We start from the raw sequence: 23,892 nt of genomic DNA, 5'->3' as shown, positions 1-23,892 counted from the left end.
CCTACGCAGTCAGTCGACCGCCGTCACCAGGACGGCCACGGTCGGATGATCCGGTAGCGCGTCCGCGACAGCGGCACGCACCCGCCGGGCCACGTCCAGGGCCCGGTGGCCGGCGTCCACCGCCACCTCCACCCGCACATGACGATGCGCGAGCGCGGCTCCGTCCCGCCGTTCCTCGACGTGCACCGCCCGGCCGAGGCCGCCCAGCGCGCCCGTCAGCCGGGTCACGCCGGGCACGTAGAGGGCGGCCGTCTCGGCGCGCTTCTCGTCGGCGTCCGTGGCCCGCCGCGCGGGAGCCGGCACCGCCGCCTCCGCCGTCGGCGCGGGCGGCTCCTCGGCGTCCAGCAGATCGGTCACCCTGAGGTCCACTTCGGTGACCGTGAGCCCGATCCCCTCCGCCGCGGCCCGCGCCAGCACCAGACGCAGACGGGCCGCGGTGTCCGGCAGGGGCACGGCCGCCGTGGCCGCGAAGTCGGCGGTCAGCCGGAGCGGCCCCGGCGGCAGGGCGCTCGGCGGCAGGGGTACGCAGCTCTCCTCTGCGCCCTCCGGCCCGGCCGGCCCGAGCCGCAGCGGCCCCGGGCGCACACCCGTCACCTCTCGTGCCGCGCGCCGCAGCAGTTCCCCGGCCGCCGCCTCCGCGATCCACGCGCCGTCCCGCGCGCCGCCGAGCGGCAGCAGCCGGCCGAGCCCGATCTGCTGCCGCACCGCGTGCGTCCATGACTCCGTCATTGCTCCAGCCTGCCGTATCCCCGGCGCACTGTGCCGCAAGCACGCTTACCGTGGTCGAAGGGGGACGACCGAAAGGGACATGCGGCCATGACCGACATGACGGACCAGAACCGGACGGCGGGTCCCACGGGCGGCAACGAGGTGCCCGACACGCCGGGAACCCGCAGGACACAGAGCACCCGACGCGGGACCGGCGATCCCGCCACCCGGGGGCGGACCACCATCGCCGACGGGGTCGTGGAGAAGATCGCCGCGCTGGCCGCCCGGGACGTGGTCGGCGTGCACGCCCTCGGCAGCGGACTGGCGCGGAGCCTCGGCGCCGTACGGGACCGGGTGCCGGGCGGCGCGAAGTCGGTGACCCGGGGAGTGAAGGCGGAGGTCGGCGAGGTGCAGACGGCGCTCGACCTGGAGGTCGTCGTGGACTACGGCGTCTCGATCTCCGACGTCGCCCATGCCGTGCGGGAGAACGTGATCACCGCGGTGGAACGCATGGCCGGGCTGGAGGTCGTCGAGGTCAACATCGCGGTGAGCGACGTCAAACTCCCCGAGGAGGAGGAAGAGGAACCCGAGCCCCGGATCCAGTAGGAGCCGACGGTGCGGGCAACACACGGCTGACCAGCTAGGGAGCGCAACATGAGCATGGCCGTGGTCGGCATGATCGCAGGGATGGCGTTGGGCTTCGCCGGGTACTTCGGCGGATTCGGAGCCTTCCTGCTGGTGGCCGCCCTGGGAGCCGTCGGGTTCGTCGCAGGCAGGTTCGCGGACGGCGACCTGGCACCGGGCGACTTCTTCCGCACCCGGGACGACCGGCGCGAGCGGCGGCCGTGACCGCCATGAGCGGCGCCGCCGGTGAGGTGCGCGAGCCGGCGACCGTCGTCGCGCCCGGGGAGCGAGGCGCCCTCCGGATCGGCGACAAGGTCGTTGCGAAGATCGCGGCACAGGCGGCACGCGAGGCGGTCGGCCCGCTGCCCGGACCGGCGGCACCGCCCTCCACCGGCGTCGTCGTCCACCGTGACTCCGTCCGGGTCCTCGTCCACCTCGAACTGGGCTACCCGTCCGACATCCCGGCCCGCTGCCGCGCGGTGCGCCACCAGGTCACCGATCGGGTGACCACACTGGCGGGAATGGCGGTCCGTGAGGTCACCGTCCGGGTCGAACGGCTGCATCCGGCGCACCCGCGGGGCACGGCCGGCGGGAGGACGCGATGAGCGAGCCCGGAGGAACCGAGGGCACCACCCGGCGACTGCCGGTGGTCATGGAGAAGGCGCCCCCACCGGCGGCGGGCGACCCGCCGGTGCCGGCCGGCGGGAGGAACGGCCGCTTCTGGTCGGCCCGCCGCGTCCCCGCGGGCATCGTCGCGGCACTGCTCCTCGTCGTCGCCGTGGTCTTCCTCTACGACATCGCGGCCGTCCGCGCCCACCTGCCCGCCATGAGCTGGCGTCGCGTCCTCGTCCGGCAGCTCGCCGAACGGCCGCTCGACGACAGATGGGTGCTGCTCGGCGCGGGCGTCGCGGCGGCCCTCGGCCTCTGGCTGCTGGTGCTCGCGGTCACGCCCGGTCTGCGGGAGCTGCTGACGATGCGCCGCCCGCACCCCGACGTACGCGCCGGACTGCAGCGCGCGGCGGCAGCCATGGTCCTGCGGGACCGAGCCGTGCAGGTCTCGGGCGTGCAGTCGGTGAGGGTCCGGATGGGCCGCAGGAAGGCCGACGTCCGCGCGGTCTCGCACTTCCGCGACCTCGACGAGGTACGCGCCGACCTCGACACGGCCCTCACCACGGCCGTCGAGGGGCTGGGCCTTGCTCGGCCGCCCAAGCTGTCGCTGCGCGTCCGCCGGCCCAAACGGAAGGGGTGAGCGCGGTGCTCAATGCCGTCAACCGGACGCTGACCGGGCTGGTGGGGCTGGTGCTCCTCGCCCTGGGCGGCTCGGTGCTGGCCGTGGGGCTCGGGGTCCGGCCGCCCTCCTGGTGGATCCACCAGGGCCCGCACGATGTCCTGCTCAGTGACGCCGAGCGGACGCGCTGGCGGGACGCCGGCTGGTGGTGGCCGGCCGTCCTCGCCGCGCTCGCCCTCCTGGTCCTGCTCGCCCTGTGGTGGCTGACCGCGGTACTGCGCCGCCGCAGGCTCGCCGACGTGCTCGTCGACACCGGCGACGGGGAGACGGCGCTCCTGCGGGGCCGCGCCCTGGAAGCCGCCCTGACCGCCGACACGGCCCGCCGGAAGGGCGTCGCCGACACCCGCCTGCTGCTGACCGGCCGCCGTACCGCCCCGCGGGCGCGGGCGTGGCTGCGGCTGCACGCGGACGCCGACCCCGCGACGACCCTGCGGGACTTCGCCGCCCAGGCCCTGACCGACGCCCGCGTGTCGGCGGGCCTGCGGGCGCTCCCGGCGGAGGTACGCCTGCGCGCGGTCAGGCACCGCGCGGAACGGGTGGCCTGAACCCCGACCAGACCCCCCTGGCAGCGAGCGCACGGGCCTCAGAACCCGTGCCGCATCCCGCCGTCGACCGGGAGCATGATTCCCGTCAGATAGGACGCGGCCGGAGACAGCAGAAACGCCGCGACCCGCCCGAACTCCTCAGGAGCCCCGTACCGCCGCAGCGGAATCCGGGACTCGTTCGCGGCCCGGGTGGCCTCGGGGTCGGCGGACAACCCGTCCAGCTCGCGCACGCGGTCCGTGTCGATGCGCGACGGCAGCAGCCCCACCACCCGGATGCCCCGCGGCCCCAGCTCGTCCGCGATCGACTTGGCGAACCCGGCGAGACCCGGCCGCAGCCCGTTCGAGACGGTCAGCCCCGGAATCGGTTCGTGCACCGACCCGGACAGCACGAACCCTATGACCCCGCCCGGCTCCAGTTCCGCCGCCGCCGCGCGGGCGACCCGCACCGCACCGAGGAACACCGACTCGAACGCGTCCCGCCACTGCTCGTCCGTGTTGTCCGCGACGAACCCCGGGGGCGGCCCGCCGACGCTGATCAGCACACCGTGGAAGCCGCCGAAGCGCTCCCGGGCGGCCGCGATCAGCCGCTCCGCGCCCTGCGGGTCGGCGTTGTCGACGGCGACCCCGGCCGCGTTCGCGCCCAGCTCGGCCGCCGCGTCGGCGACCCGCTTCTCGTCCCGTCCCGTGATGACCACCTTCGCCCCGTCGGCGACGAGCTCACGCGCGGCGGCGTTGCCCAGGCCGCGCGTGGCCCCGGTGACGACGTACACCCGGTCCTTCAGTCCAAGATCCATGGCCTCTATCCTGCCTCCTCGGTCCCGAACAGGGCGAGGGCGGTGTTCACCAGACCGATGTGGCTGAAGGCCTGCGGGAAGTTCCCGAGCTGGCAGCGGGCCACCGGGTCGTACTCCTCCGACAGCAGCCCCACGTCGTTGGCGACGCCCACCAGCCGTTCGAACAGCTCCCGGGCCTCCTGCGTCCGGCCCGTCATGTGCAGGGCGTCCGCGAGCCAGAACGAGCACGCGAGGAAGACGCCCTCCCCGCCGGGCATCCCGTCGACGGACGCGTCGTCGTCGGTGTCGTAGCGGCGTACGAAACCGCCGTGCCCGAGCTCGGCGCGGACGGCGTCGACCGTGCCGACCACCCGCGGATCGTGGGCCGGCAGGAAGCCGACGCGCGGGATGAGCAGCACGGCCGCGTCCAGCTCGCGCGACCCGTAGGACTGCGTGAAGGTCCGGCGCTCGGGGTCGTAGCCCTTCTCGCACACCTCCCGGTGGACCTCGTCGCGCAACGCGCGCCAGCCGTCCACGTCGCCGGGCAGCTCGGGATGCTCCTCCAGCGTCCGCACGGCACGGTCGGCGGCCACCCACACCATCACCTTCGAGTGCACGAACTGCCGCGGCCCGCCCCGCACCTCCCACAGGCCCTCGTCCGGCTGCCGCCAGACCGAGCGCAGGAACTCCAGCAGCACGGCCTGCAACGACCAGATGTGCGGCCTCGGCGGCAGACCCGCGCGCCGCGACAGCGACAGCGAGTCCATGACCTCGCCGTACACGTCGAGCTGCAACTGCCGGACGGCGTCGTTGCCGATCCTTACGGGCGCCGAGCCGGCGAATCCGGGGAGCCAGGGCAGTTCGAACTCGGGCAGCCGGCGCTCGCCCGCGAGGCCGTACATGATCTGCAGGTCCGCCGGGTCGCCCGCGACCGCGCGCACCAGCCAGTCACGCCAGGCCTCCGCCTCCTTGTGGTAGCCCGCCGCGAGCAGGGCGCCGAGCGTGAGGGTGGAGTCGCGCAGCCAGCAGTAGCGGTAGTCCCAGTTGCGTACGCCGCCCGGTTCCTCGGGGAGCGAGGTGGTGGCCGCGGCGACGATGCCGCCGGTCGGCGCGTAGGTCAGGGCCTTGAGGGTGATGAGGGAGCGCATGACCGCGTCCCGGTACGGCCCCTGGTAGCGGCAGTGGGACGCCCAGCGCCGCCAGTCCCGCACGCTGGCCCGCAGGGCGTCGTACGGGTCGACGAGCGGGGGACGCGGCTGGTGCGAGGGGTGCCAGGTGAGCACGAACGCGACCCGTTCGCCCTTGCCGAGGGTGAACTGCGCGTGCGTGCTGAAGTCCTCCCCCCAGGTGCGCACCGCCGGTTCGCTGCGCAGCCACACCGAGTCGGGCCCCGCGACGGCGACCCGGTGATCGCCGGACCGGCGCACCCACGGCACGATCGAGCCGTAGTCGAAGCGGAGACGGAGGGTGCTGCGGACGGTGACCCGGCCGGAGAGGCCCTCGACGATGCGTACGACGTCGGGTGCGCGGTCGCGCTGCGGCATCAGGTCCGTGATCCGGACCGATCCGTCCGGGGTGTCCCACTCGGTGTCGAGGACCAGCGTGTCGCGGCGGTAGGCACGGCGGGTGCAGGGCCCGGCGCCCAAGGGGGCGATCCTCCAGTGGCCGTGCTCCTCGTCACCCAGCAGCCGGGCGAAGCAGGCGGCGGAGTCGAAGCGGGGCAGACACAGCCAGTCGACGGAACCGTCCCTGCCGACCAGGGCCGCGGTCTGCTCGTCGCCGATGAGGGCGTAGTCCTCGATGCGCGGATGCACGGCTTTCCGGATTCCCGGCCCGCCACCGCGGCAATCAGCCCGCTGGGCCGGGAAGGTGACCGCTCGGACGTGCTCTTCTCGGGCTCACACCGCGGCGGGCGTCGGCTCCTCGCTCTGCTGCCCGGCCTTCTCCGCCCGTGACCGGGCCTCGCGGCGCACCAGGACGAACCAGCCGTACGGGACACCCGCGGCGAACAGCCACCACTGGATCATGTACGCGTAGTTCAGCGGCGCGTCTTCCTTGCCGGGGTCGGAGAGCTGCTCGGGGCTGCCGCCCCTGGGCTCCGGCGCCGTCTGCTGGATGTAGCCGCCGAGCACCTGGGCGCCGAGCCGCCTCGCCTGCTCCTGGCTGTTGATCAGCATGATCTGCCGGTCCGGCAGCCCCTTGATCTCCTTGATGCCGCTGGCCGCCGTCGTCTCGTCGGGCATCAGCCGCCCGGTGACCGTGGTCCGGCCGCCGGGCGGGGCGGGGATCTTCGGGAAGGCGGTCTGCGCCCCGGCCGCCGGGATCCAGCCGCGGTTGACCAGCAGCACCCTGCCGTCCGTCAGCACGAACGGGGTGAGCACGTGGAACCCGACCTCGTCGTCGGCGTTGACCCGGCGCCGGACGACCTCTTCCCGCGCGGTGTCGAACGTGCCCGTCGCCGTGACCGTGCGGTACCGGTCGGTACGGGTGACGGCGTGCCCGGGGGCCGTCAGCCGCTCCACGGGGACCGGCTTGGCCGACAGCGCCTCGGTGACCAGCTGGTTACGGGCGCTGCGTTCCTCGTAACGGTGCTTCTGCCAGAAGCCCAGCCGGATCATCGTGGGGATCAGCAGCAGGGCCACCAGGGTGAGGATCACCCACTGGCGGGTCAGCAGGAAGCGGTACTGGTGCACCCCACGACGGTACAACTCGGTCGGGGGGTGCAAGCGGGCGGGTACCGGTCACACCTTGTCGACGATGCCCACCCTCCCCTCGGAGCGCGCGCAGTGGGCGCCGCAGTACCAGTGGCCCTCGACCTCGACGCCCTGACCGATGATCTGCACCCGGCAGTGCTCGCAGATCGGGGCCATGCGGTGGATCGCGCAGGAGAAGCAGTCGAAGACGTGCACCGCGCCCTGGGCGTGCACCTCGAAGGACATACCGTAGTCATTGCCGCACACTTCGCATCTCGCCATGCGCCACAGGGTGAGCCGTGGTAGTCGCCCCGCGCGAGCGGGCGCCGGGCGAGTCGTACGACAATCACCCGTCCGTACGGTCACCCGTTCATACGGTCGGTCCGTGCGGTCACTCCTCCGAGGCGGGCTCCACGTCCGCGAGGAGCTGCCCGAAGGCCGCCTCGTCCACCACCGGCGTGCCGTACTGCCGGGCCTTGACCACCTTGGAGGTGCCCGAGTCCGGATCGTTGGTCACCAGCAGACTGGTCAGCCGGGACAGGCTGGTCGCGACGTGCAGGCCCGCCTCCGTCGCCCGGTCCTCCAGCAGCTCGCGCTCGACCGAGGTGTCCCCGGAGAAGGCGACCCGCATGCCCTGCTTGAGGCGTTTGCCCTCCTCGTAACGGCCCGGGTTGGGATACGGGCAGGCGGGCCGCTTCCGGGACGGGCGCCAACTGCCGGGCCGGTAGCCCCCGTAGCCACCGGAGCCTTCACCGACCGCCTGTCGGCCGATCCGGGGCGCGGGCCGGTCCTGCCACTCGGTCAGCGGCCGGCACTCCAGCAGCGGCAGCCGCACGCCACCCTCGGCCGCGGCCCGCAGACTGGGCCGGAACGCCTCCGCGAGCACCCGCGCGTCGTCCAGGGCGTGGTGCGCGCGCCGCTGCTCGACGCCGAAGTGGGCCGCCAGCGACTCCAGCTTGTGGTTGGGCAGCGGCAGGCCCAGTTCCTTCGAGAGCGCGATCGTGCACAGCCGCTGCCGCACCGGGGCCTCGCGTTCCGCGCGCGCGTACTCCCGGGCGATCATCTGCCAGTCGAAGACGGCGTTGTGTGCGACCAGCACCCGGCCCTCGAGCCGGGCGGCGAACTCCTCGGCGATGTCGGTGAACAGCGGCGCGCCCTCGAGCGCCTCGCTCGTCAGGCCGTGGATCCACACCGGGCCCGGGTCCCGCTCCGGATTGACCAGCGTGTACCAGTGGTCCTCGACCTCACCGCGGGCGTCCAGCCGGTAGACGGCCGCGGAGACTATCCGGTCGTCCCTGGCCAGGCCGGTGGTCTCCACGTCAACGACCGCGTATCCCTGGGGATACGCGGTCGGCCACCGGGTGGCGGAGGACGCTGCGGTCGTGACGTCTTCGAGCATGGTCAATGAGGATACGGGCCATGACTGACAGTCCCCGCCCGGAGGTTGGCGTGCGGCGCCGTCAAGCCCCGCTCCTGCGCGGCTATGGACCTTTTCACCGGCCGGTGCCACCGTGCTGCCGCCCGGCGGTTGACGGCCCATGGAAGGGCGGTACGGCGTATGGCACGCGTACGGTACGGCGCACGGACCGAGGCGGAGGTCACGGCCACGCGCACCGCGAGCGCGAAGCTCCCCGACATCTGGTCCACCGGCGTGGTGGCCCTCTGGGAGACCGATCCGGACGCGGTGGCGGCGGTGCTGCCACCCCCGCTCAAACCGACCGGACGCCCCCTCGTCCGGGTGAACATCAGCAAGGTCGACCTGCCCGGGTACCCGCTCGGCGCGGGCTCGTTCGCGGTCGCCGCCGCCCACGACGGAACCGAGGGCTGGTACCCGCTGGTGATGCCGATGACCCACGAGCGTGCCCTGACCGGCGGCCGCGAGGTCTTCGGCGAGCCCAAGAAACTCGGCGAGGTGAGCGTCGAACGGGACGGGCCGGCGGTGCGCGCGTCGATGGCCCGGCACGGCATCGCCTTCGTCGAGGTGCGCGGCACGGTCGGCGGCGACCTCCCCTTGCCCGAGCCGGCGCACAAGACCGACTTCTACTTCAAGTTCCTGCCCGCGGTGGGCGGTTCCGGCTTCGACGGCGACCCGCTGCTGGTGCACTGCGTGCGCCACGAGAAGGTGCGCAGGCTCCAGGCCGTCACCGGGGACGTCGTCCTGCGCGAGTCCATGTACGACCCCGTCGCCGATCTGCCGGTCCTGCGCCTGGTCGAGATCACCCTCGGCGAGAAGACCGGCGACCAGCGCGGCAGGGTCGTCGAACGGGTCGACCCGCGGGCCCTGTTGCCGTACGTCCACCAGCGCTACGACGATCCGCGCCAGGTCCTGGACGCACCACCGCAGGCCCCCGAGGGGAGCCTCTGATGGAGCTGAGGGAGGGACAGGTCGCGGTCGTCACCGGCGCCGCGAGCGGCATCGGCCTCGCCATGGCCCGGCGGTTCGCGGCGGAGGGCCTGAAGGTGGTCCTGGCCGACGTCGAGGAGGCCGCCCTGGCCAAGGCCGCCGACGACCTGCGCGCGGACGGCGCCGATGTGCACGCGCGCGTGGTCGACGTCGGCGTCCGCGAACAGGTCCTGGACCTCGCCGCGTCGGCGTACGAGACGTACGGCGCCGTGCACGTCCTGTGCAACAACGCCGGGGTCGGCTCGGGCGCCGAGGGCCGCATGTGGGAGCACGATCCGAACGACTGGCAGTGGGCGTTCGCGGTCAACGTGTGGGGCGTCTTCCATGGCGTCCAGGCCTTCGTGCCCCGGATGCTCGCCTCCGGGGAGCCCGGACACGTCGTCAACACCTCATCCGGCGACGGCGGCATCGCCCCGCTGCCCACCGCCTCGGTGTACGCCGTCACCAAAGCGGCCGTCGTCACGATGACCGAGTCCCTGTACGCCCACCTGAAGGCGGAGCACGCGCGCGTGGGCGCCTCGGTGCTCTTCCCCGGCCCGCACATGCTGCGCACCGGCCTGTGGGAGTCGCACCGCAACCGGCCCGCCCGGTACGCCAAGCAGCGGCCCCGCAGGACCCCGTACCGCAGCCTCGACCAGTGGGAGGCGGCGATGCGCGCGGCCGGCGAGGAGGTCAGCTTCACGCCCGTCGAGGAGGTCGCCGACCTCGTCGTGGACGGCGTCCGCGCCGACCGGTTCTGGCTGCTGCCGCCCAGCGAGCACAGCGACGCGCAGATCCGCGCGCGGGCACGGTCGATGCTGGACCGCGCGAACCCGTCGTACCTCGAGAGCTTCATACTGGACAACCTGAACAACCTGGATAAGTCGGACAAGTTGGACTAGGAGGCCGATGTGACCGGCCAGGACCCGTACCTGATCGTCTCCTCCGACTGCCACGCCGGGCTGCCCACCGAGGAGTACCGGCCCTACCTGGAGGCCCGCTTCCACCGCGACTTCGACGAGTTCCTCGCCGGCCGCGACCGGCGCCGCGAGGAGATGACCCGGCTCGGCATCCGCAACGAGGCGTTCGCGGACAAGTGGTTCCAGGACAACGAGGAGGGCCTGCGCGGCGGCTGGGACACCGCGCAGCGCCTGAAGGAGCTGGACGGCGACGGGGTGGCCGCCGAGGTGGTCTTCCCCGACGCCGACGCCGTGGACAGCCGCACCGCCGCCCCCTTCGGCGTGGGCCTCGGCCTCTCCGGTGACCAGGACCCCGAGCTGGGCATGGCGGGCGCCCGGGCGCACAACCGCTGGCTGGCCGACTTCGTCTCCGAGCACCCCGAACGGCACTGCGGAGTGGCCCTGCTGCCCGTCACGGCCCCGGCCGAGCAGGTGGTCGCCGAGATCCACCGCGCGAAGGAGTCCGGGCTCGGCGCCCTGATGATCCCGTCCATGTGGGTCGACAAGGAGCCCTACCACGACCGCCGTTACGACCCGGTGTGGGCGGCGGCGGCCGAGTGCGCGATGCCCGTGCTGACGCACTCCGGAGCGGCCCCGCGCCACGAGTACGGCGACCACCTCGGGATCTTCGTCTCCGAGGTCACCTGGTGGCCCGCCCGCCCCCTGTGGTTCCTGCTCTGGTCGGGCGTCTTCGAACGCCACCCCGGCCTGCGCTTCGGCGTCGCCGAGTCCGGCTGCTGGTGGCTGCCGAACCTGCTGTGGTTCATGGACCGCCTCTACCTCGGCGCGCACGGCGGCAAGAAGCTCTCCCCCTTCCAGGGGCTGAAGCACCCGCCGCACGAGTACCTCGACCGGCAGGTGTTCGTCTGCGCCACCAACACCAAGCGCCGCGAGCTGGCCCAGCGCTACGAGATCGGCGTGGACAACATCCTCTGGGGCAGCGACTTCCCGCACCCCGAGGGCACCTGGCCCGACACGCGCGCGTGGCTGCGCCGCACCTTCCACGACATCCCGGTGAGCGAGACCCGCCGCATGCTCGGCCTCGCGGCGGCCGAGGTCTTCGGCTTCGACGTGGCGAAGCTGGCCCCGCTCGCCCGGCGCATCGGCCCCACCCCCGCCGACCTCGGCCAGCCGGACGACCAGACGGCCGTCGAGGCGTCCTGGGCCCGCTCACGCGAGGTGGGCCGCCACTGGCTGACCGGCCACGACTTCCCGGCGCTGGGGGTGACCGCGTGAGCTCCCCGGAAGAACGCCTCGGCGAGGACCACGGCGAGGACCGCTACACCGTCATCTCCGCCGACTGCCACGCGGGCGCCGACCTCCTCGACTACCGGCCGTACCTGGAACGGCGCCACCACGACGACTTCGACGCCTGGGCGTCGACGTACGTCAACCCGTACGAGGACCTGCTCGCCGACTCCGCCGACCGCAACTGGGACTCCGACCTCCGGCTGGCCGAGCTGGAGGCGGACGGGATCGTCGCGGAGGTCGTCTTCCCGAACACGATCCCGCCGTTCTTCCCGTCCGGCTCCCTGAGCGCGCCCACGCCGACCCCGGAGGAGTTCGACCGCCGGTGGGCGGGCCTGCGCGCCCACAACCGCTGGCTCGCCGATTTCTGCGCGGCCGCGCCGGGCCGCCGCGCGGGCGTCGTCCAGATCCTCCTGAACGACGTCGAGGAGGCCGTGAAGGAGATCCGGTGGGCGGCGGACACCGGCCTGACGGGAGGGGTGCTGCTGCCGGGCACACCGCCGGGCTCGGGGCTTCCCGAGCTGTACTCGGAGACGTACGACCCGATCTGGGCCGTCTGCGCCGAACTCGGCGTGCCCGTCAACCACCACGCGGGTTCCGCCTCCCCGCCGCTCGGCGACGAACCGGCCGCCCGGGCCGTCTTCATGGTCGAGACCACCTGGTTCTCCCACCGCGCGCTGTGGCACCTCGTCTTCGGCGGCGCCTTCCGCCGGTACCCGGACCTGAGGCTGGTCCTGACCGAGCAGGGCGCGGGATGGATCCCCGGGGTCCTCGACATGCTGGACTACTACCACGGCCGCCTGGTCGCGGCCGGGACGAAGGCGGCCACGGCGGAGGCCAAGTTCGGCGCGGGCCTGGCCTCCGCGATGGGCGGCGCACCCTCGCAGGTCTGGCGCGACAACTGCTACGTGGGCGCCAGCTTCATGCGCCCGCACGAGGTCCCGCTGCGCGACCGCATCGGCCTCGACAAGATCATGTGGGGCAGCGACTACCCCCACGACGAGGGCACCCACCCCTACACCCGCGAGGCCCTGCGCCTCGCCTACGCGGGCGTCCCCCGAGGCGAGCTCGCGGCCATGCTCGGCGGCAACGCCGCCCGTGTCTACGGCTTCGACCTCGGCCTCCTCGACCCGATCGCGGCCAAGGCCGGCCCGACGGTGGCGGAGATCGCCCAGCCGCTCCCCGAACCCCCCGCCGACGCGACCAGCCCGGTCTTCGCCCGCGGGGCGTCGGTACGGGTCTGGTGACGGCCGGAGGTGAGATCCTCGCTTGCGTGACCGAACGAACCCATGACGAGGCCCACGGCGGCGCACTGGGCTCCCGCCTGAACTGGCTGCGGGCCGCCGTCCTCGGGGCGAACGACGGCATCGTGTCCACCGCCGGACTGGTCGTCGGCGTGGCCGGCGCCACGGACTCCCGCGCCGCCCTGCTCACCGCGGGGCTGGCCGGGCTGCTCGCCGGGTCGATGTCGATGGCGGCGGGGGAGTACGTGTCGGTGTCGACCCAGCGCGACTCCGAACGGGCCGCCCTGGCGGTCGAGAGACGGGAGCTGAGGGAACGGCCGGAGGCCGAACTGGAGGAGCTGACCGAACTCCTGCAGGACCGCGGACTGTCCCGGGAGGTGGCGCGGGAAGCGGCGGAACAGCTCACCGCGCGGGACGCGTTGAGGGCCCACGCGCGCGTGGAGCTCGGCATCGACCCGGACGAGCTGACCAACCCCTGGCACGCGGCCTGGGCGAGCTTCCTGGCCTTCACCGTCGGCGCTCTGCTACCGCTGCTGGCGATCGTCCTCCCGCCGCCCGGCTGGCGGTTGCCGGTGACCGTGGTGTCCGTCCTGGCCGCCCTCGTCCTGACCGGCTACACCAGCGCCCGCCTCGGCGCGGCGTCCCCCGGCCGGGCGGTACTGCGCAACGTGGCGGGCGGTGCGCTGGCGATGGGCGTGACCTACGTGGCGGGGGCACTGCTGGGCGCGGCGGGGGCGTAGGGGAGGGCCGCCGGGCCCGCCGCTCAGCTCCAGCGGGCCGGGTCCGTACCCCAGGGCACCGGAGGCCGTGTCCAGTCGGCCGGGCCGCCGGCGAAGGAGACGGCCGGGCGCGCGTACCGCAGCCGCCCGAGCCGGCTGTCCGTCTCGGTGAGCCAGGCGTCCGGCCCGTCGTACGGAAGGTCGCCGCCGGCGCCCCGCTCGAGCCCGTCCGTCAGCCAGCGGGCGGTCCGGGCGAGCGCCAGCCGGACGAAACGGCCGCCGCCGTCGTACGACTGCTCGGTCAGCGCCCGCAGTACGGCCCCGGCCAGCAGATAGCCGGTGCCGTGGTCGAGCGCCTGCGCGGGCAGCGCGCCGGGCCGGCCGGCCGAGCCCTCGACGGCGGCGATGCCGGTGGCGACCTGCACCAGGCTGTCGAAGCCGCGCCGCCCGTCCCACGGCCCGTACGCGCCCCAGGCCGACACCTGCGCCACGATCAGCCCGGGCCGCCGCTCGGCCAGCGCCCGAGGGGAGAGACCGAACCGGTCGAGGGCGCCCGGCCGGTATCCGGTGACCACCACGTCCGCCTCGGCCAGCAACTCCTCGAAGACCTTGCCGTCCGTGGCGAGGTCCAGCGTCGCCGACCGCTTTCCGAAGCCCGTGTCGGCGTGCTGGTCGGACAGTTCGGGCAGGTGCGGCGGATCCAGGCGCAGCACGTCCGCGCCCAGCAGGGCGAGCGTGCGGGTGGCGACCGGGCCCGCGAGGACCCGGGTCAGGTCCAGGACGCGCAGTCCGGCGGCGGGCAGCAGGGGAGTGGCGTCACCCAGCGGCGGCAGTACACGCGCGCGTGCCGAGTCCAGCCGCCCGCGCTCGACCAGCGGCCGTGCGGCCACGGCGGCGGCCTGGTCGTGCGCGGCCCACTCCTCGGGGGTACGGAGCGCGACCGCCAGGCCCCCCGCGCGGTACACCGTCTCCTCGGTCTCCCGCGCGGTGCGCCCGGCCAGCCGCTGGGCGACGGTTTCCACGGACGCGTCCTGCGGCAGCCCCAGCGCACCCAGCAGCCGCGTCCGGTGATGCGGGTAGTTGGCGTGCGTGCGCACCCATCCGTCGGCCGTGCGCCAGAACCGCGACAGCGGTGCGAAGGCGACCGGCGCCCGCCCGTCCACGAGCAGATGCCGCTCACTGTGGAACGCCGTCGCGACCGCACCGTCGTCCACCCGGACCTCCGGCACCGCACCGAGCCCGGCGCGCCGGGCACCCAGCTCGGCGGCGGCCAGCGCGCAGGCGCCCACACAGGAGCGGGCCAGCTCCCGGACGGGAAGACGCGCCGGGAGCGCGCCTTCCCGCACGACGGGGGTGATCCGCGGGAGAAGGGCGGGGTCGCCGCCCAGGGCGGACCATGCCAACTTGATTCCAGTCATTACTGCACTATGCAGTATTGACTCAATCAATATAGGGCGGCCCCGCCCCTCCGCCCGTCCACGTGGTCAGCTACCTGGTCACCGCGGCGAGTGCGTCCGCCGTGCCCCAGCCGTAGAAGCCGTTGCGGTTCGTCGACCCCTCGCACACCGCGTCCACCTTGCCGTCCCCGTTGATGTCGTACGGGTCGGTGCACGGTGTGGCGTCGGCCTCGGCGTACAGCAGGGCCTTCACCAGGGCGGCGGAGGCGTGCGGGTGGGTTGACTTGATCAACGCGGCGACACCGGCGACATGCGGGGTCGCCATCGACGTGCCCGCCATGTAGCCCCACTTGCCGCCGGGCAGCGGGCCCAGGATCCGGCCGTCCGTCGCCGGGGGCTCCGGCTTCTGGTACGCCGTCGAGTCACCGCCGGGCGCGGCTATGTCGATCACGCCCAGGCCGTAGTTGGAGAAGGACGACTTGATGCCCTTGGCGCCGGTCGCCGCGACCGTCACGACCCCCGGGAGCTGGGTGGGGATGTCGTAGCACTTGTGCGGGTCGATCACCCGGTCCGACGGGGTGGAGTCGTTCGGCGAGACCGGGTCGGTGATCGAGTCGGACGCCAGGTCGTAGTTCTCGTTGCCCGCCGCCGCGACGTTGACCGCGCCCTTGCGCTCCGCGTACCGGGAGGCCCGGGTGACGGCGTCGACCAGGGCCTTCTGGTCCGGGTCGGTGGTGCAGTTGAAGTACCACGGGTCGGTGTAATAGCTGTTGTTGGTCACGTCGACGTGGTGCTCGGCCGCCCAGACGAACCCGCAGACCACGGCCTCCGTGTAGAAGAAGCCGTCCGGGTTGCCCACCTTGATGCCCGCCACCCTGACACCCGGCGCCACGCCCGTGATGCCGACGCCGTTCTTCGCGCCCGCGATCTCACCGGCCACGTGCGTGCCGTGCGGGCTCTCGCTCGCGCTGGGCCGCCAGGCACCGTCGGTGGTGTCCGGCTTGCCCGACACGCAGTTGGCGGAGGCGGCGCGGTCGAAGTTGGGCGCGATGTCCGGGTGGGTGTCGTCGACGCCGGTGTCGATGACGGCGACGGTGACCTTCCGGCTGCCGAGCGTCTTCTCGTGCGCCTTGTCCGCCTTGATGGCGGGCAGGTCCCACTGCAGGGGCTCCAGCGGGTCCTGTCCGTCGGCGGCCCGGGCGCCCGCGACCTGCTCGGCACCGAGCACCTTCGGCGTGCCGACGTCGGTGGTCGACTGGGCGGGCAGCGGAGCGGTCCTGGTGGCGCCGGCGGAGTCGACGCCGCGCACCTCGCGGATGGTCTTGGCGAAGTCGGGGTTGGACGAGTGGACGACGATCACGCCGATCCTGTCGTACGCCACCACGACGCTGCCGCCGGCCGCGGCGATCACCTTCCGCACCGACGCGATCGTGTGGTGGCCGGTCCTCGTGTTGACGACGTACGAGAGGCTCGGGCCGTCGGCGGCGGGCGTCGCCTCAGCCGTCAGCGGGGTCGCCGAGACCGGCGACGGGAGGAAGCCGAGCGACGCGGTCAGCGACAGCACGACGGGTACGGCGAGCGCGAGCCGACGTCGGGTGCGCAGATGAGGCATGGGTTCTCCACATCATCCGAGAGTCATCCGAATGTCATCCGGAAACGAAACCGGCCCGAGGCACAGGTGGTGCTCGGGCAGGTACATGACGAGTGCTGCAGACGTGAAGCTATCTCCCCGGCTCACAGGCCAGCAATGACTTCGTAAAGACGACTTCCGAAAGAGCTCATAGGACTTGAACCGGACCTCGCGTGGCGCCGTGGACCTTCGACGGGGAGCCCGAGCAGGATCGAGCCCCCGCCGCCGCAAACCGCCCGCAACCCGAGGAGACCCCGTGGCCACCGAGACACCGCCCCCCTCGAAGACCCACCCCCAACTCCCCTCCACCGAGGAGTTCGTCGCGGTGCAGGAGAGCGCGGAGTTCGGGGAACTGCGCCGGTCCCACCGCTCCTTCGCCTTCCCGCTGACCATCGCCTTCATCGCCTGGTACCTGCTGTACGTCCTGCTCTCCAACTACGCGGGCGACTTCATGGGCACCAAGGTGGCCGGCAACGTCAACGTCGCCCTCGTCCTGGGGCTCGCCCAGTTCCTCACCACGTTCCTCATCGCCTGGTGGTACGCGCGGCGTGCCGCCGCTCACCTCGACCCCAAGGCGGAGGCCATCAAGTCCCGGATGGAGGGCGGCGCATGAGCATCCCGCAGCAGAGCGTGCTGGCGGCCGGTGAGGCGAGCGAGCACCGGCCCCTGATCATCACCCTGTTCGCGGTGTTCGTCGCCGCGACCCTCGTCATCACCGTCTGGGCGGGCCGTCAGACCAAGGGCGCCGCCGACTTCTACGCCGGCGGACGGCAGTTCACCGGTTTCCAGAACGGCCTCGCCGTCTCCGGCGACTACATGTCGGCCGCGTCCTTCCTCGGCATCGCCGGCGCCATCGCCCTGTTCGGCTACGACGGCTTCCTGTACTCCATCGGTTTCCTGGTCGCCTGGCTGGTCGCCCTGCTCCTGGTCGCCGAACCGCTGCGCAACTCCGGCCGCTACACCATGGGCGACGTACTGGCGTACCGCATGCGCCAGCGACCCGTGCGCACGGCGGCCGGCACCTCCACGATCGTGGTGTCGATCTTCTACCTGCTGGCCCAGATGGCCGGAGCCGGCGTCCTGGTCTCACTGCTGCTCGGCATCACCAGCGACGGCGGCAAGATCGGCATCGTCGCCCTGGTCGGCCTCCTGATGATCGTGTACGTCACCATCGGCGGCATGAAGGGCACCACCTGGGTCCAGATGGTCAAGGCCGTCCTGCTGATCGCGGGTGCGGTGCTGCTGACCTTCCTGGTCCTGCTGAAGTTCCACTTCAACATCTCCGACCTGCTGGGCAGGGCCGCCGACAACAGCGGCAAGGGCTCCGCGTTCCTGGAGCCCGGTCTGAAGTACGGCGCCACCGGGACCACCAAGCTGGACTTCATCTCCCTGGGCCTCGCCCTGGTCCTGGGCACCGCGGGCCTGCCGCACATCCTGATCCGCTTCTACACCGTCCCCACCGCCAAGGCCGCCCGGAAGTCGGTGATCTGGGCGATCGGCCTCATCGGCGCCTTCTACCTGATGACGCTCGCCCTCGGCTTCGGCGCCGCCGCGCTGATCAAACCGGACGAGATCGTCGCCTCCAACAAGGCGGGCAACACGGCCGCACCACTGCTCGCCCTCCACCTCGGCGGAGTGGACTCCAACTGGGGCGCCGTCCTGCTCGCCACCATCTCCGCGGTCGCCTTCGCCACGATCCTCGCGGTCGTCGCGGGACTGACCCTGGCCTCGTCGTCCTCCTTCGCCCACGACATCTACGCCAACGTCATCAAGCGGGGCCGGGCAACCGAGAAGCAGGAACTGGGCGCCGCCCGCTGGGCCACGGTCGGCATCGGCGCGGTGTCGATCGTGCTGGGCGCCCTCGCCCGCGACCTGAACGTGGCGGGCCTGGTCGCCCTGGCCTTCGCGGTCGCCGCCTCCGCCAACCTGCCGACCATCCTCTACAGCCTGTTCTGGAAGCGGTTCACCACCTCGGGCGCCCTGTGGTCGATCTACGGCGGCCTGGTCACCGCGGTCGGTCTGGTGCTGTTCTCACCGGTGGTCTCCGGCAAGGAGACGTCGATGTTCCCGGACGCCGACTTCCACTGGTTCCCGCTGGAGAACCCGGGCATCATCTCGATCCCGGTCGGCTTCCTGCTGGGCGTCGTCGGCACCCTCCTGTCGAAGGAGGCGCCGGACGCGGGCAAGTACGCGGAGCTGGAGGTGCGCTCCCTGACCGGGACCGGGGCCCACTGAGCCGCGTACCGGCGGCCGTGTCGCGGGAACCGTCAGGCCCCCGCGGCGCGGCCGCGTCCCACCTCGTGGAAGCGGACCTGTGTCCCTGTCAGTGGTGTCGCGTAGGCTCACAAGTGACAGCACACGAGTGACCGCAGTGATCCACGACGAGGGAGGGGGCCCACGTGCTCATCGACACCTTCGGCCGGGTGGCCACCGACCTGAGGGTCTCGCTGACCGACCGGTGCAACCTGCGTTGTACGTACTGCATGCCCGAGGAGGGCCTGCAGTGGCTGGCCAAGCCCGACCTGCTCACGGACGATGAGATCGTCCGCCTGATCGACATCGCCGTCGCCTCCCTCGGCATCACCGAGGTGCGCTTCACCGGCGGCGAGCCCCTGCTGCGCCCCGGGCTGGTGGGCATCGTGGAGCGCGTCGCCGCCCTGGAGCCCCGCCCCCAGACGTCCCTGACGACCAACGGCATCGGCCTCGGGCGCACCGCGGCCGCCCTGAAGGCGGCGGGCCTGGACCGGGTCAACGTCTCCCTCGACACGCTCCGGCCGGACGTCTTCAAGACCCTCACCCGGCGCGACCGCCACAAGGACGTCCTGGCCGGCCTCCAGGCCGCCCGCGAGGCCGGACTGACCCCGGTGAAGGTCAACACCGTCCTCATGCCGGGCCTCAACGAGGACGAGGCCCCGGACCTCCTCGCCTGGGCGATCGAGCACGACTACGAGCTGCGCTTCATCGAGCAGATGCCCCTGGACGCCCAGCACGGCTGGAAGCGCGAGGGCATGGTGACCGCGGGCGACATCCTGACCTCCCTGCGCACCCGCTTCGAGCTGACCCCGGAGGGCTCCGAGGAACGCGGTTCGGCCCCGGCGGAACGCTGGATCGTCGACGGCGGCCCGCACCGCGTCGGCGTCATCGCCTCCGTCACCCGCCCGTTCTGCGCCGCCTGCGACCGCACCCGCCTCACCGCCGACGGCCAGATACGCACCTGCCTCTTCGCCACCGAGGAGACGGACCTGCGCGCCGCCCTGCGCTCCGGCGCCCCCGACGAGGAGATCGCCCGCATCTGGCGGCTCGCGACCTTGGGGAAGAAGGCCGGCGCGGGCCTGGACGACCCGTCGTTCGTCCAGCCGGACCGGCCGATGTCGGCGATCGGCGGCTAGGAGGCTTCGGGCGCTTCCCAGTCCGCGAACTTCACCACGTCCTTGAGGAACCCTCGTACTCCGAGGAACTGGGACAGGTGCTCACGGTGCTCCTCGCACGCCAGCCACGTCTTGCGACGCTCCGGCGTGTGGATCTTCGGGTTGTTCCACGCCAGCACCCACACGGCGTCGGCACGGCAGCCCTTGGCGGAGCAGATGGGAGTCTCGTCAGTCACGGCTTCGTTCTCACACACGGCGGAAAAAGGCGACGCCGAGCAGCCACGGGGGGAGCTGCCCGGCGTCGGTCCGTCGCTCCGACGGGGGATGCGGAGCGCGTACGAAGTATGTCACGGGTAAGCCGTCGCCCGGCACTGGAACAGCATGATTGATCTGAGCTTTTCTTGAGCTTGGCGCGGAATCTACGTCCGCCCGCGGAGCATCCGCGATGGTCACACGGGGTCCCGCCGCTCACCGTGCACCCCGGTCGGGGGGTCCACCGGCACGTCCTCCGGCACGGGTTCCGTCTGCGTGTCGTCCGCCGCGGGCGGCGCAGCGATCATCGGCCGAACCGGCACGGTCACAAAGGTCGACGGCAGCCCCGGCGCCCGCTCGCGGCCCGCGTTGGCGACCACCACGGCGATGTAGGGCAGGGCCGCGCCGAGCACCAAGGCCACGATGGCCACGTACCGTTCGACGTTCCACAGGGTGGCCGCGAGGATCACCGCGACCGTACGGATCGACATGGAGATGACATACCGGCGCTGCCGGCCGCGCACGTCCTCCGCCAGGCCCGTCCGGGCTCCGGTGATCCGGAACACCTCGACGTTGCCGCCGCCATGCTGCTTCCGCATCACATTCCACCATCCGCCCGTGTCAGCCACTCCCCGGCTCCCACGGTACGCCGCGACCGGGCCCCCTTCGAGACCGGGTCGCCCCCGCCGGCCCGCGAACGGCCTCCGCCGCACCACGTAGGTGCCCGTACGCCCTCCGGCCGTACTCGACATGCGTCATGCGGCCGACCCGCCGAGACTTGGCGTAATGCTCACGTCGAGCCGTACGAGGAGGCAGTGATGGGCTGGTTGTGGGCGATCATCGTCGGATTCGTGCTGGGTCTGATCGCCAAGGCGGTCATCCCCGGCAAGCAGCACAGCCCGCTCTGGCTGACCACCATCTTCGGCATGCTCGGCGCCGTCGCGGGCAACGCGATCGCCCGCGCCTTCGGCGTCGCGGAGACCCGGGGCATCGACTGGACCCGGCACCTCTTCCAGCTCATCGCCGCGATCATCATCGTCGCCGTCGGAGACATGGCCTACATGGCGCTGTGGGGCAACCGGAAGAAGGAGCGGCAGCAGCAACAGCAGGTCTGACACGGATACGCCGGAGGGCGGCTCCCCCTCACGGGAGCCGCCCTCCGGCAGGTCTCACGCGCCGACGACCTCGACGGCCGCCAGGTTCTTCTTCCCGCGGCGCAGGACCAGCCAGCGCCCGTGCAGCAGGTCCTCCTTGGCGGGGACGGCGTCCTCCGCGGCGACCTTGACGTTGTTCACGTAGGCGCCGCCCTCCTTCACCGTGCGCCGCGCTGCCGACTTGCTGGCCACCAGGCCGACCTCGGCGAACAGGTCGACCACCGGGCCCAGCTCGGCGACCTGGATGTGCGGCACCTCGGACAGGGCCGCGGCCAGCGTCCGCTCGTCCAGCCCGGCCAGCTCGCCCTGGCCGAAGAGGGCCTTGGACGCGGCGATCACGGCGGCCGTCTGGTCGGCACCGTGCACCAGCGTCGTCAGCTCCTCGGCCAGCGCCCGCTGCGCGGCACGGGCCTGGGGGCGCTCCTCGGTCTGCTTCTCCAGCTCCTCGATCTCCTCGCGGGACCGGAAACTGAAGATGCGCAGGAACTTCGAGATGTCCCGGTCGTCCGCGTTCACCCAGAACTGGTAGAACGCGTACGGCGTGGTCATCTCCGGGTCCAGCCAGACCGTGCCGGACTCGGTCTTGCCGAACTTGGTGCCGTCCGCCTTGGTGATCAGCGGCGTGCCCAGCGCATGCACCACGGCACCCGGCTCGACCCGGTGGATCAGGTCGGTGCCCGACGTGAGATTGCCCCACTGGTCGCTGCCGCCGGTCTGCAGTGTGCAGCCGTACCGCCGGTACAGCTCCAGGAAGTCCATGCCCTGCAGGATCTGGTAGCTGAACTCCGTGTAGCTGATGCCCGCGTCGGAGTTGAGCCGCCGGGCGACGGCCTCCTTGGCGATCATCTTGTTGACCCGGAAGTGCTTGCCCATGTCCCGCAGGAACTCGATGGCCGACATGCCCTGGGTCCAGTCCAGGTTGTTGACCATGACCGCCGCGTTCGGGCCCTCGAAGTCCAGCAGCGGGGCGATCTGCGCGCGCAGCCGCTCGACCCACTGGCCGACCACCTCGGGCGAGTTCAGGGTGCGCTCCGCGTTGGGCTTCGGGTCGCCGATCAGACCCGTGGCGCCCCCGACCAGGCCCAGCGGGCGGTTGCCCGCCTGCTGGATCCGGCGCATGGTCAGGATCTGCACGAGGTTGCCGAGGTGCAGGCTGGGCGCGGTCGGGTCGAAGCCGCAATAGAACGTGACGGGACCGTCCGCGAACGCCTTGCGCAGTGCGTCCTCGTCCGTGGAGAGGGCGATCAGCCCCCGCCACTTCAGTTCGTCGACGATGTCCGTCACGGTCTCTTGTCTCCTTGATGATCTTCGGGCAGCCGAGTGACTACCGGCTACGAGGTTATACGCCCTGGCTGACAGAGCTCATATTGAAGTCGGGCACCCGCAGCGCGGGCATCGCAGCCCTAGTGAACCAGTCGCTCCACTCCCTCGGCAGCGTCTTTTCCGTGCGCCCGGCCTCCGTCGCCCGCCCCAGCAGGTCCACCGGCGACTCGTTGAACCGGAAGTTGTTCACCTCACCGGTGACCTCGCCGTTCTCCACGAGGTAGACACCGTCCCGGGTCAGTCCGGTCAGCAGCAGTGTCGCCGGATCCACCTCGCGGATGTACCACAGGCAGGTCAGCAGCAGACCCCGCTCGGTGGCCGCGACCATCTCCTCCAGGGAGCGGTCCTCGCCGCCGTCCAGGATCAGATTGCCGCCCGCCGGGGCCACCGGCAGCCCGGTCAGGTCCGCGCTGTGCCGGGTGGTCGTCAGGTGCTCCAGCCGGCCGCCGCCGACCCACTCGGTGCCCCGGACCGGCAGCCCGTTGTCGAACACCGACTGGTCGCCGCCCGAGGAGTGCGCGATCACGAACGGCGAGCACTCCAGACCCGGCTCGTTCGGGTCGCTGCGCAGGGTCAGCGGCAGCTCGGTCAGCCGCTCGCCGAGTCGCGTGCCGCCACCCGGCTTGGAGAACACCGTCCGGCCCTCGGCCGCGTCCCGGCCCGACGATGACCAGAACTGGTAGATCAGCAGGTCGGCCACCGCGGTCGGCGGCAGCAGCGTCTCGTAGCGGCCCGCGGGCAGCTCGATCCGCCGCTCGGCCCAGCCGAGCCGCACGGCCAGCTCGGCGTCGAGCGCCCCCGGGTCGACGTCCTTGAAGTCCCGGGTGGAGCGGCCCGCCCACGCCGAACGCGCCCGGTCCGGGGACTTGGCGTTGACCTCCAGCGTGCCGTTGGGCTGGTCGTGCCGCAGGCGCAGGCCCGTGGACGTGCCCAGGTACGTCGAGACCATCTCGTGGTTGGCGAAGCCGTACAGCTCCCGGCCGCCCGCACGCGCGCGTGCGAACGCCTCGCCCAGCGCCGGGGCGAAGTCCGCGAACACGGCCGAGGAGGTCTCGGCGGGCGCGTCCGTGAAGTCCGGGGACTCCTGCACGTCCGTGACCAGCGGCTGCGCGTCCTCCGCGGGCCCGGCGCCGCGCGCGGCGGCCTCCGCGGCCCGTACCAGGGGCTCCAGCTCCTCGGCGGTCACCGCGGACCGCGACACCACCCCGGAGGCGGTGCCCTCCTGCCCGTCCACGGTCGCGATCACGGTGAGCGTACGGCCGCGCGTGACGCCGTTCGTCGTCAGCGCGTTGCCCGCCCAGCGCAGGTTGGCCGTCGAGTGCTCGTCGGCGATCACCACACAGCCGTCGGCCCGGGACAGCCCGAGGGCCCGCTCCACGACCTCGTGCGGCTTGTTGGTACGGGCGCTCATCGACCGGCCTCCTGCGTCGTGTTGAGACTGTGCCTTCCCGGGGGGTAACCCCCGGACCCCCAGCCGATGCCCCTGCTGGCGCTCATCGACCGGCCTCCTGCGTCGTGTTGAGACTGTGCCTTCCCGGGGGGTAACCCCCGGACCCCCAGCCGATGCCCCTGCTGGCGCTCATC

26 protein-coding genes are annotated in these 23,892 nt (G+C 72.5%); 14 read left to right on the top strand and 12 right to left on the bottom strand.

Annotation, left to right across the window (positions count from 1 at the left end):
- Window positions 1-9 precede the first annotated feature (9 nt).
- Window positions 10-729 carry a nucleopolyhedrovirus P10 family protein gene (locus ACFY0F_RS36370; RefSeq protein WP_388804470.1) on the bottom strand — a complete coding sequence of 240 codons (720 nt, stop codon included), beginning with the start codon at window positions 727-729 and terminating at the stop codon, window positions 10-12.
- An 87-nt stretch (window positions 730-816) separates the two neighbouring features.
- Here ACFY0F_RS36370 and ACFY0F_RS36365 point away from each other — a divergent pair, with 87 nt between their 5' ends.
- Genes ACFY0F_RS36365 through amaP form a run of 5 tightly spaced genes read left to right on the top strand, consistent with a single transcriptional unit; the run spans window position 817 to window position 3,165 of the window.
- Window positions 817-1,314: an Asp23/Gls24 family envelope stress response protein gene (locus ACFY0F_RS36365; protein WP_388804467.1), complete on the top strand. Its 498-nt coding sequence runs from the start codon at window positions 817-819 to the stop codon at window positions 1,312-1,314.
- Window positions 1,315-1,362: 48 nt separating this feature from the next.
- Complete coding sequence (locus ACFY0F_RS36360) at window positions 1,363-1,557, top strand: hypothetical protein (RefSeq protein ID WP_388804465.1); 195 nt, start codon at window positions 1,363-1,365, stop codon at window positions 1,555-1,557.
- Complete coding sequence (locus ACFY0F_RS36355; RefSeq protein ID WP_388804462.1) at window positions 1,554-1,937, top strand: hypothetical protein; 384 nt, start codon at window positions 1,554-1,556, stop codon at window positions 1,935-1,937. The genes ACFY0F_RS36360 and ACFY0F_RS36355 overlap by 4 nt, the downstream gene beginning before the upstream one ends.
- Window positions 1,934-2,581, top strand: a complete 648-nt coding sequence (locus ACFY0F_RS36350; RefSeq protein WP_388804459.1) for a DUF6286 domain-containing protein — start codon at window positions 1,934-1,936, stop codon at window positions 2,579-2,581. The genes ACFY0F_RS36355 and ACFY0F_RS36350 overlap by 4 nt, the downstream gene beginning before the upstream one ends.
- Window positions 2,578-3,165: an alkaline shock response membrane anchor protein AmaP gene (gene amaP / locus ACFY0F_RS36345; RefSeq protein ID WP_388804456.1), complete on the top strand. Its 588-nt coding sequence runs from the start codon at window positions 2,578-2,580 to the stop codon at window positions 3,163-3,165. The genes ACFY0F_RS36350 and amaP overlap by 4 nt, the downstream gene beginning before the upstream one ends.
- A 38-nt stretch (window positions 3,166-3,203) precedes the next feature.
- Here amaP and ACFY0F_RS36340 read toward each other — a convergent pair whose 3' ends face one another.
- The 5 genes from ACFY0F_RS36340 to ACFY0F_RS36320 all read right to left on the bottom strand — a co-directional run bounded on the left by ACFY0F_RS36340 (window position 3,204) and on the right by ACFY0F_RS36320 (window position 8,030).
- Complete coding sequence (locus tag ACFY0F_RS36340; protein ID WP_388804453.1) at window positions 3,204-3,959, bottom strand: SDR family oxidoreductase; 756 nt, start codon at window positions 3,957-3,959, stop codon at window positions 3,204-3,206.
- A 5-nt stretch (window positions 3,960-3,964) separates the two neighbouring features.
- Entirely contained in the window at window positions 3,965-5,752 is a 1,788-nt protein-coding gene (locus ACFY0F_RS36335; RefSeq protein ID WP_388804451.1) for a glycoside hydrolase family 15 protein, read from the bottom strand.
- Window positions 5,753-5,836: 84 nt separating this feature from the next.
- Window positions 5,837-6,631, bottom strand: coding sequence for an SURF1 family protein (locus tag ACFY0F_RS36330; protein ID WP_388804449.1), 795 nt, complete (start codon window positions 6,629-6,631; stop codon window positions 5,837-5,839).
- Between the two features lie 48 nt (window positions 6,632-6,679).
- On the bottom strand, window positions 6,680-6,913 hold the full coding sequence (locus ACFY0F_RS36325; RefSeq protein WP_388804446.1) for a hypothetical protein: 234 nt from the start codon (window positions 6,911-6,913) through the stop codon (window positions 6,680-6,682).
- A 109-nt stretch (window positions 6,914-7,022) separates the two neighbouring features.
- Entirely contained in the window at window positions 7,023-8,030 is a 1,008-nt protein-coding gene (locus ACFY0F_RS36320) for a DEDDh family exonuclease (RefSeq protein WP_388804444.1), read from the bottom strand.
- Between the two features lie 159 nt (window positions 8,031-8,189).
- Here ACFY0F_RS36320 and ACFY0F_RS36315 point away from each other — a divergent pair, with 159 nt between their 5' ends.
- The 5 genes from ACFY0F_RS36315 to ACFY0F_RS36295 are packed head-to-tail and all read left to right on the top strand — an operon-like array spanning window position 8,190 to window position 13,205.
- Window positions 8,190-8,996 carry an acetoacetate decarboxylase family protein gene (locus ACFY0F_RS36315; protein WP_388804441.1) on the top strand — a complete coding sequence of 269 codons (807 nt, stop codon included), beginning with the start codon at window positions 8,190-8,192 and terminating at the stop codon, window positions 8,994-8,996.
- Entirely contained in the window at window positions 8,996-9,916 is a 921-nt protein-coding gene (locus ACFY0F_RS36310; protein WP_388804438.1) for an SDR family NAD(P)-dependent oxidoreductase, read from the top strand. Before ACFY0F_RS36315 ends, ACFY0F_RS36310 begins: the two co-directional genes overlap by 1 nt.
- Before the next feature lie 9 nt (window positions 9,917-9,925).
- Window positions 9,926-11,209: an amidohydrolase family protein gene (locus ACFY0F_RS36305; protein ID WP_388804436.1), complete on the top strand. Its 1,284-nt coding sequence runs from the start codon at window positions 9,926-9,928 to the stop codon at window positions 11,207-11,209.
- On the top strand, window positions 11,206-12,468 hold the full coding sequence (locus ACFY0F_RS36300; RefSeq protein ID WP_388804433.1) for an amidohydrolase family protein: 1,263 nt from the start codon (window positions 11,206-11,208) through the stop codon (window positions 12,466-12,468). The genes ACFY0F_RS36305 and ACFY0F_RS36300 overlap by 4 nt, the downstream gene beginning before the upstream one ends.
- A 26-nt stretch (window positions 12,469-12,494) precedes the next feature.
- Window positions 12,495-13,205 (top strand): VIT family protein, encoded by a 711-nt coding sequence (locus tag ACFY0F_RS36295; RefSeq protein WP_388804430.1) that lies wholly within the window; start codon window positions 12,495-12,497, stop codon window positions 13,203-13,205.
- A gap of 23 nt (window positions 13,206-13,228) precedes the next feature.
- Here ACFY0F_RS36295 and ACFY0F_RS36290 read toward each other — a convergent pair whose 3' ends face one another.
- Complete coding sequence (locus tag ACFY0F_RS36290) at window positions 13,229-14,602, bottom strand: CoA transferase (RefSeq protein ID WP_388804427.1); 1,374 nt, start codon at window positions 14,600-14,602, stop codon at window positions 13,229-13,231.
- Window positions 14,603-14,672: 70 nt separating this feature from the next.
- Complete coding sequence (locus tag ACFY0F_RS36285) at window positions 14,673-16,193, bottom strand: S8 family serine peptidase (protein WP_388804424.1); 1,521 nt, start codon at window positions 16,191-16,193, stop codon at window positions 14,673-14,675.
- Window positions 16,194-16,467: 274 nt separating this feature from the next.
- On the opposite strand from ACFY0F_RS36285, the gene ACFY0F_RS36280 reads away from it, so the two are divergent.
- From ACFY0F_RS36280 to moaA, 3 genes are all read left to right on the top strand, one after another.
- The gene (locus ACFY0F_RS36280) at window positions 16,468-16,824 is read left to right on the top strand and encodes a DUF485 domain-containing protein (protein WP_388804422.1); all 357 of its coding nucleotides are present in this window, start codon (window positions 16,468-16,470) and stop codon (window positions 16,822-16,824) included.
- Window positions 16,821-18,446, top strand: coding sequence for a cation acetate symporter (locus ACFY0F_RS36275; protein WP_388804419.1), 1,626 nt, complete (start codon window positions 16,821-16,823; stop codon window positions 18,444-18,446). The genes ACFY0F_RS36280 and ACFY0F_RS36275 overlap by 4 nt, the downstream gene beginning before the upstream one ends.
- A 164-nt stretch (window positions 18,447-18,610) precedes the next feature.
- Entirely contained in the window at window positions 18,611-19,600 is a 990-nt protein-coding gene (gene moaA, locus ACFY0F_RS36270; RefSeq protein ID WP_388804416.1) for a GTP 3',8-cyclase MoaA, read from the top strand.
- On the opposite strand, the gene ACFY0F_RS36265 is transcribed toward moaA, so the two are convergent.
- On the bottom strand, window positions 19,597-19,815 hold the full coding sequence (locus tag ACFY0F_RS36265; protein ID WP_388804413.1) for a hypothetical protein: 219 nt from the start codon (window positions 19,813-19,815) through the stop codon (window positions 19,597-19,599). The genes moaA and ACFY0F_RS36265 overlap by 4 nt on opposite strands.
- Window positions 19,816-20,028: 213 nt before the next feature.
- A complete protein-coding gene (locus ACFY0F_RS36260; RefSeq protein ID WP_388804411.1) occupies window positions 20,029-20,430 on the bottom strand; it encodes a DUF3099 domain-containing protein in 402 nt (133 codons plus the stop codon).
- Between the two features lie 219 nt (window positions 20,431-20,649).
- On the opposite strand from ACFY0F_RS36260, the gene ACFY0F_RS36255 reads away from it, so the two are divergent.
- Complete coding sequence (locus ACFY0F_RS36255; RefSeq protein ID WP_388804408.1) at window positions 20,650-20,946, top strand: GlsB/YeaQ/YmgE family stress response membrane protein; 297 nt, start codon at window positions 20,650-20,652, stop codon at window positions 20,944-20,946.
- A gap of 54 nt (window positions 20,947-21,000) precedes the next feature.
- Here the strand turns inward: ACFY0F_RS36255 and tyrS are convergent, their stop codons facing one another.
- Window positions 21,001-22,269, bottom strand: a complete 1,269-nt coding sequence (tyrS, locus tag ACFY0F_RS36250; protein ID WP_388804405.1) for a tyrosine--tRNA ligase — start codon at window positions 22,267-22,269, stop codon at window positions 21,001-21,003.
- A gap of 55 nt (window positions 22,270-22,324) precedes the next feature.
- Window positions 22,325-23,719, bottom strand: a complete 1,395-nt coding sequence (locus tag ACFY0F_RS36245; protein WP_388804402.1) for a metallopeptidase TldD-related protein — start codon at window positions 23,717-23,719, stop codon at window positions 22,325-22,327.
- Window positions 23,720-23,892: the final 173 nt, after the last annotated feature.

This window comes from Streptomyces sp. NPDC001544 (genome assembly GCF_042894285.1).
Lineage (GTDB): Bacteria > Actinomycetota > Actinomycetes > Streptomycetales > Streptomycetaceae > Streptomyces.
This window is presented reverse-complemented; position numbering and strand designations above follow the sequence as displayed.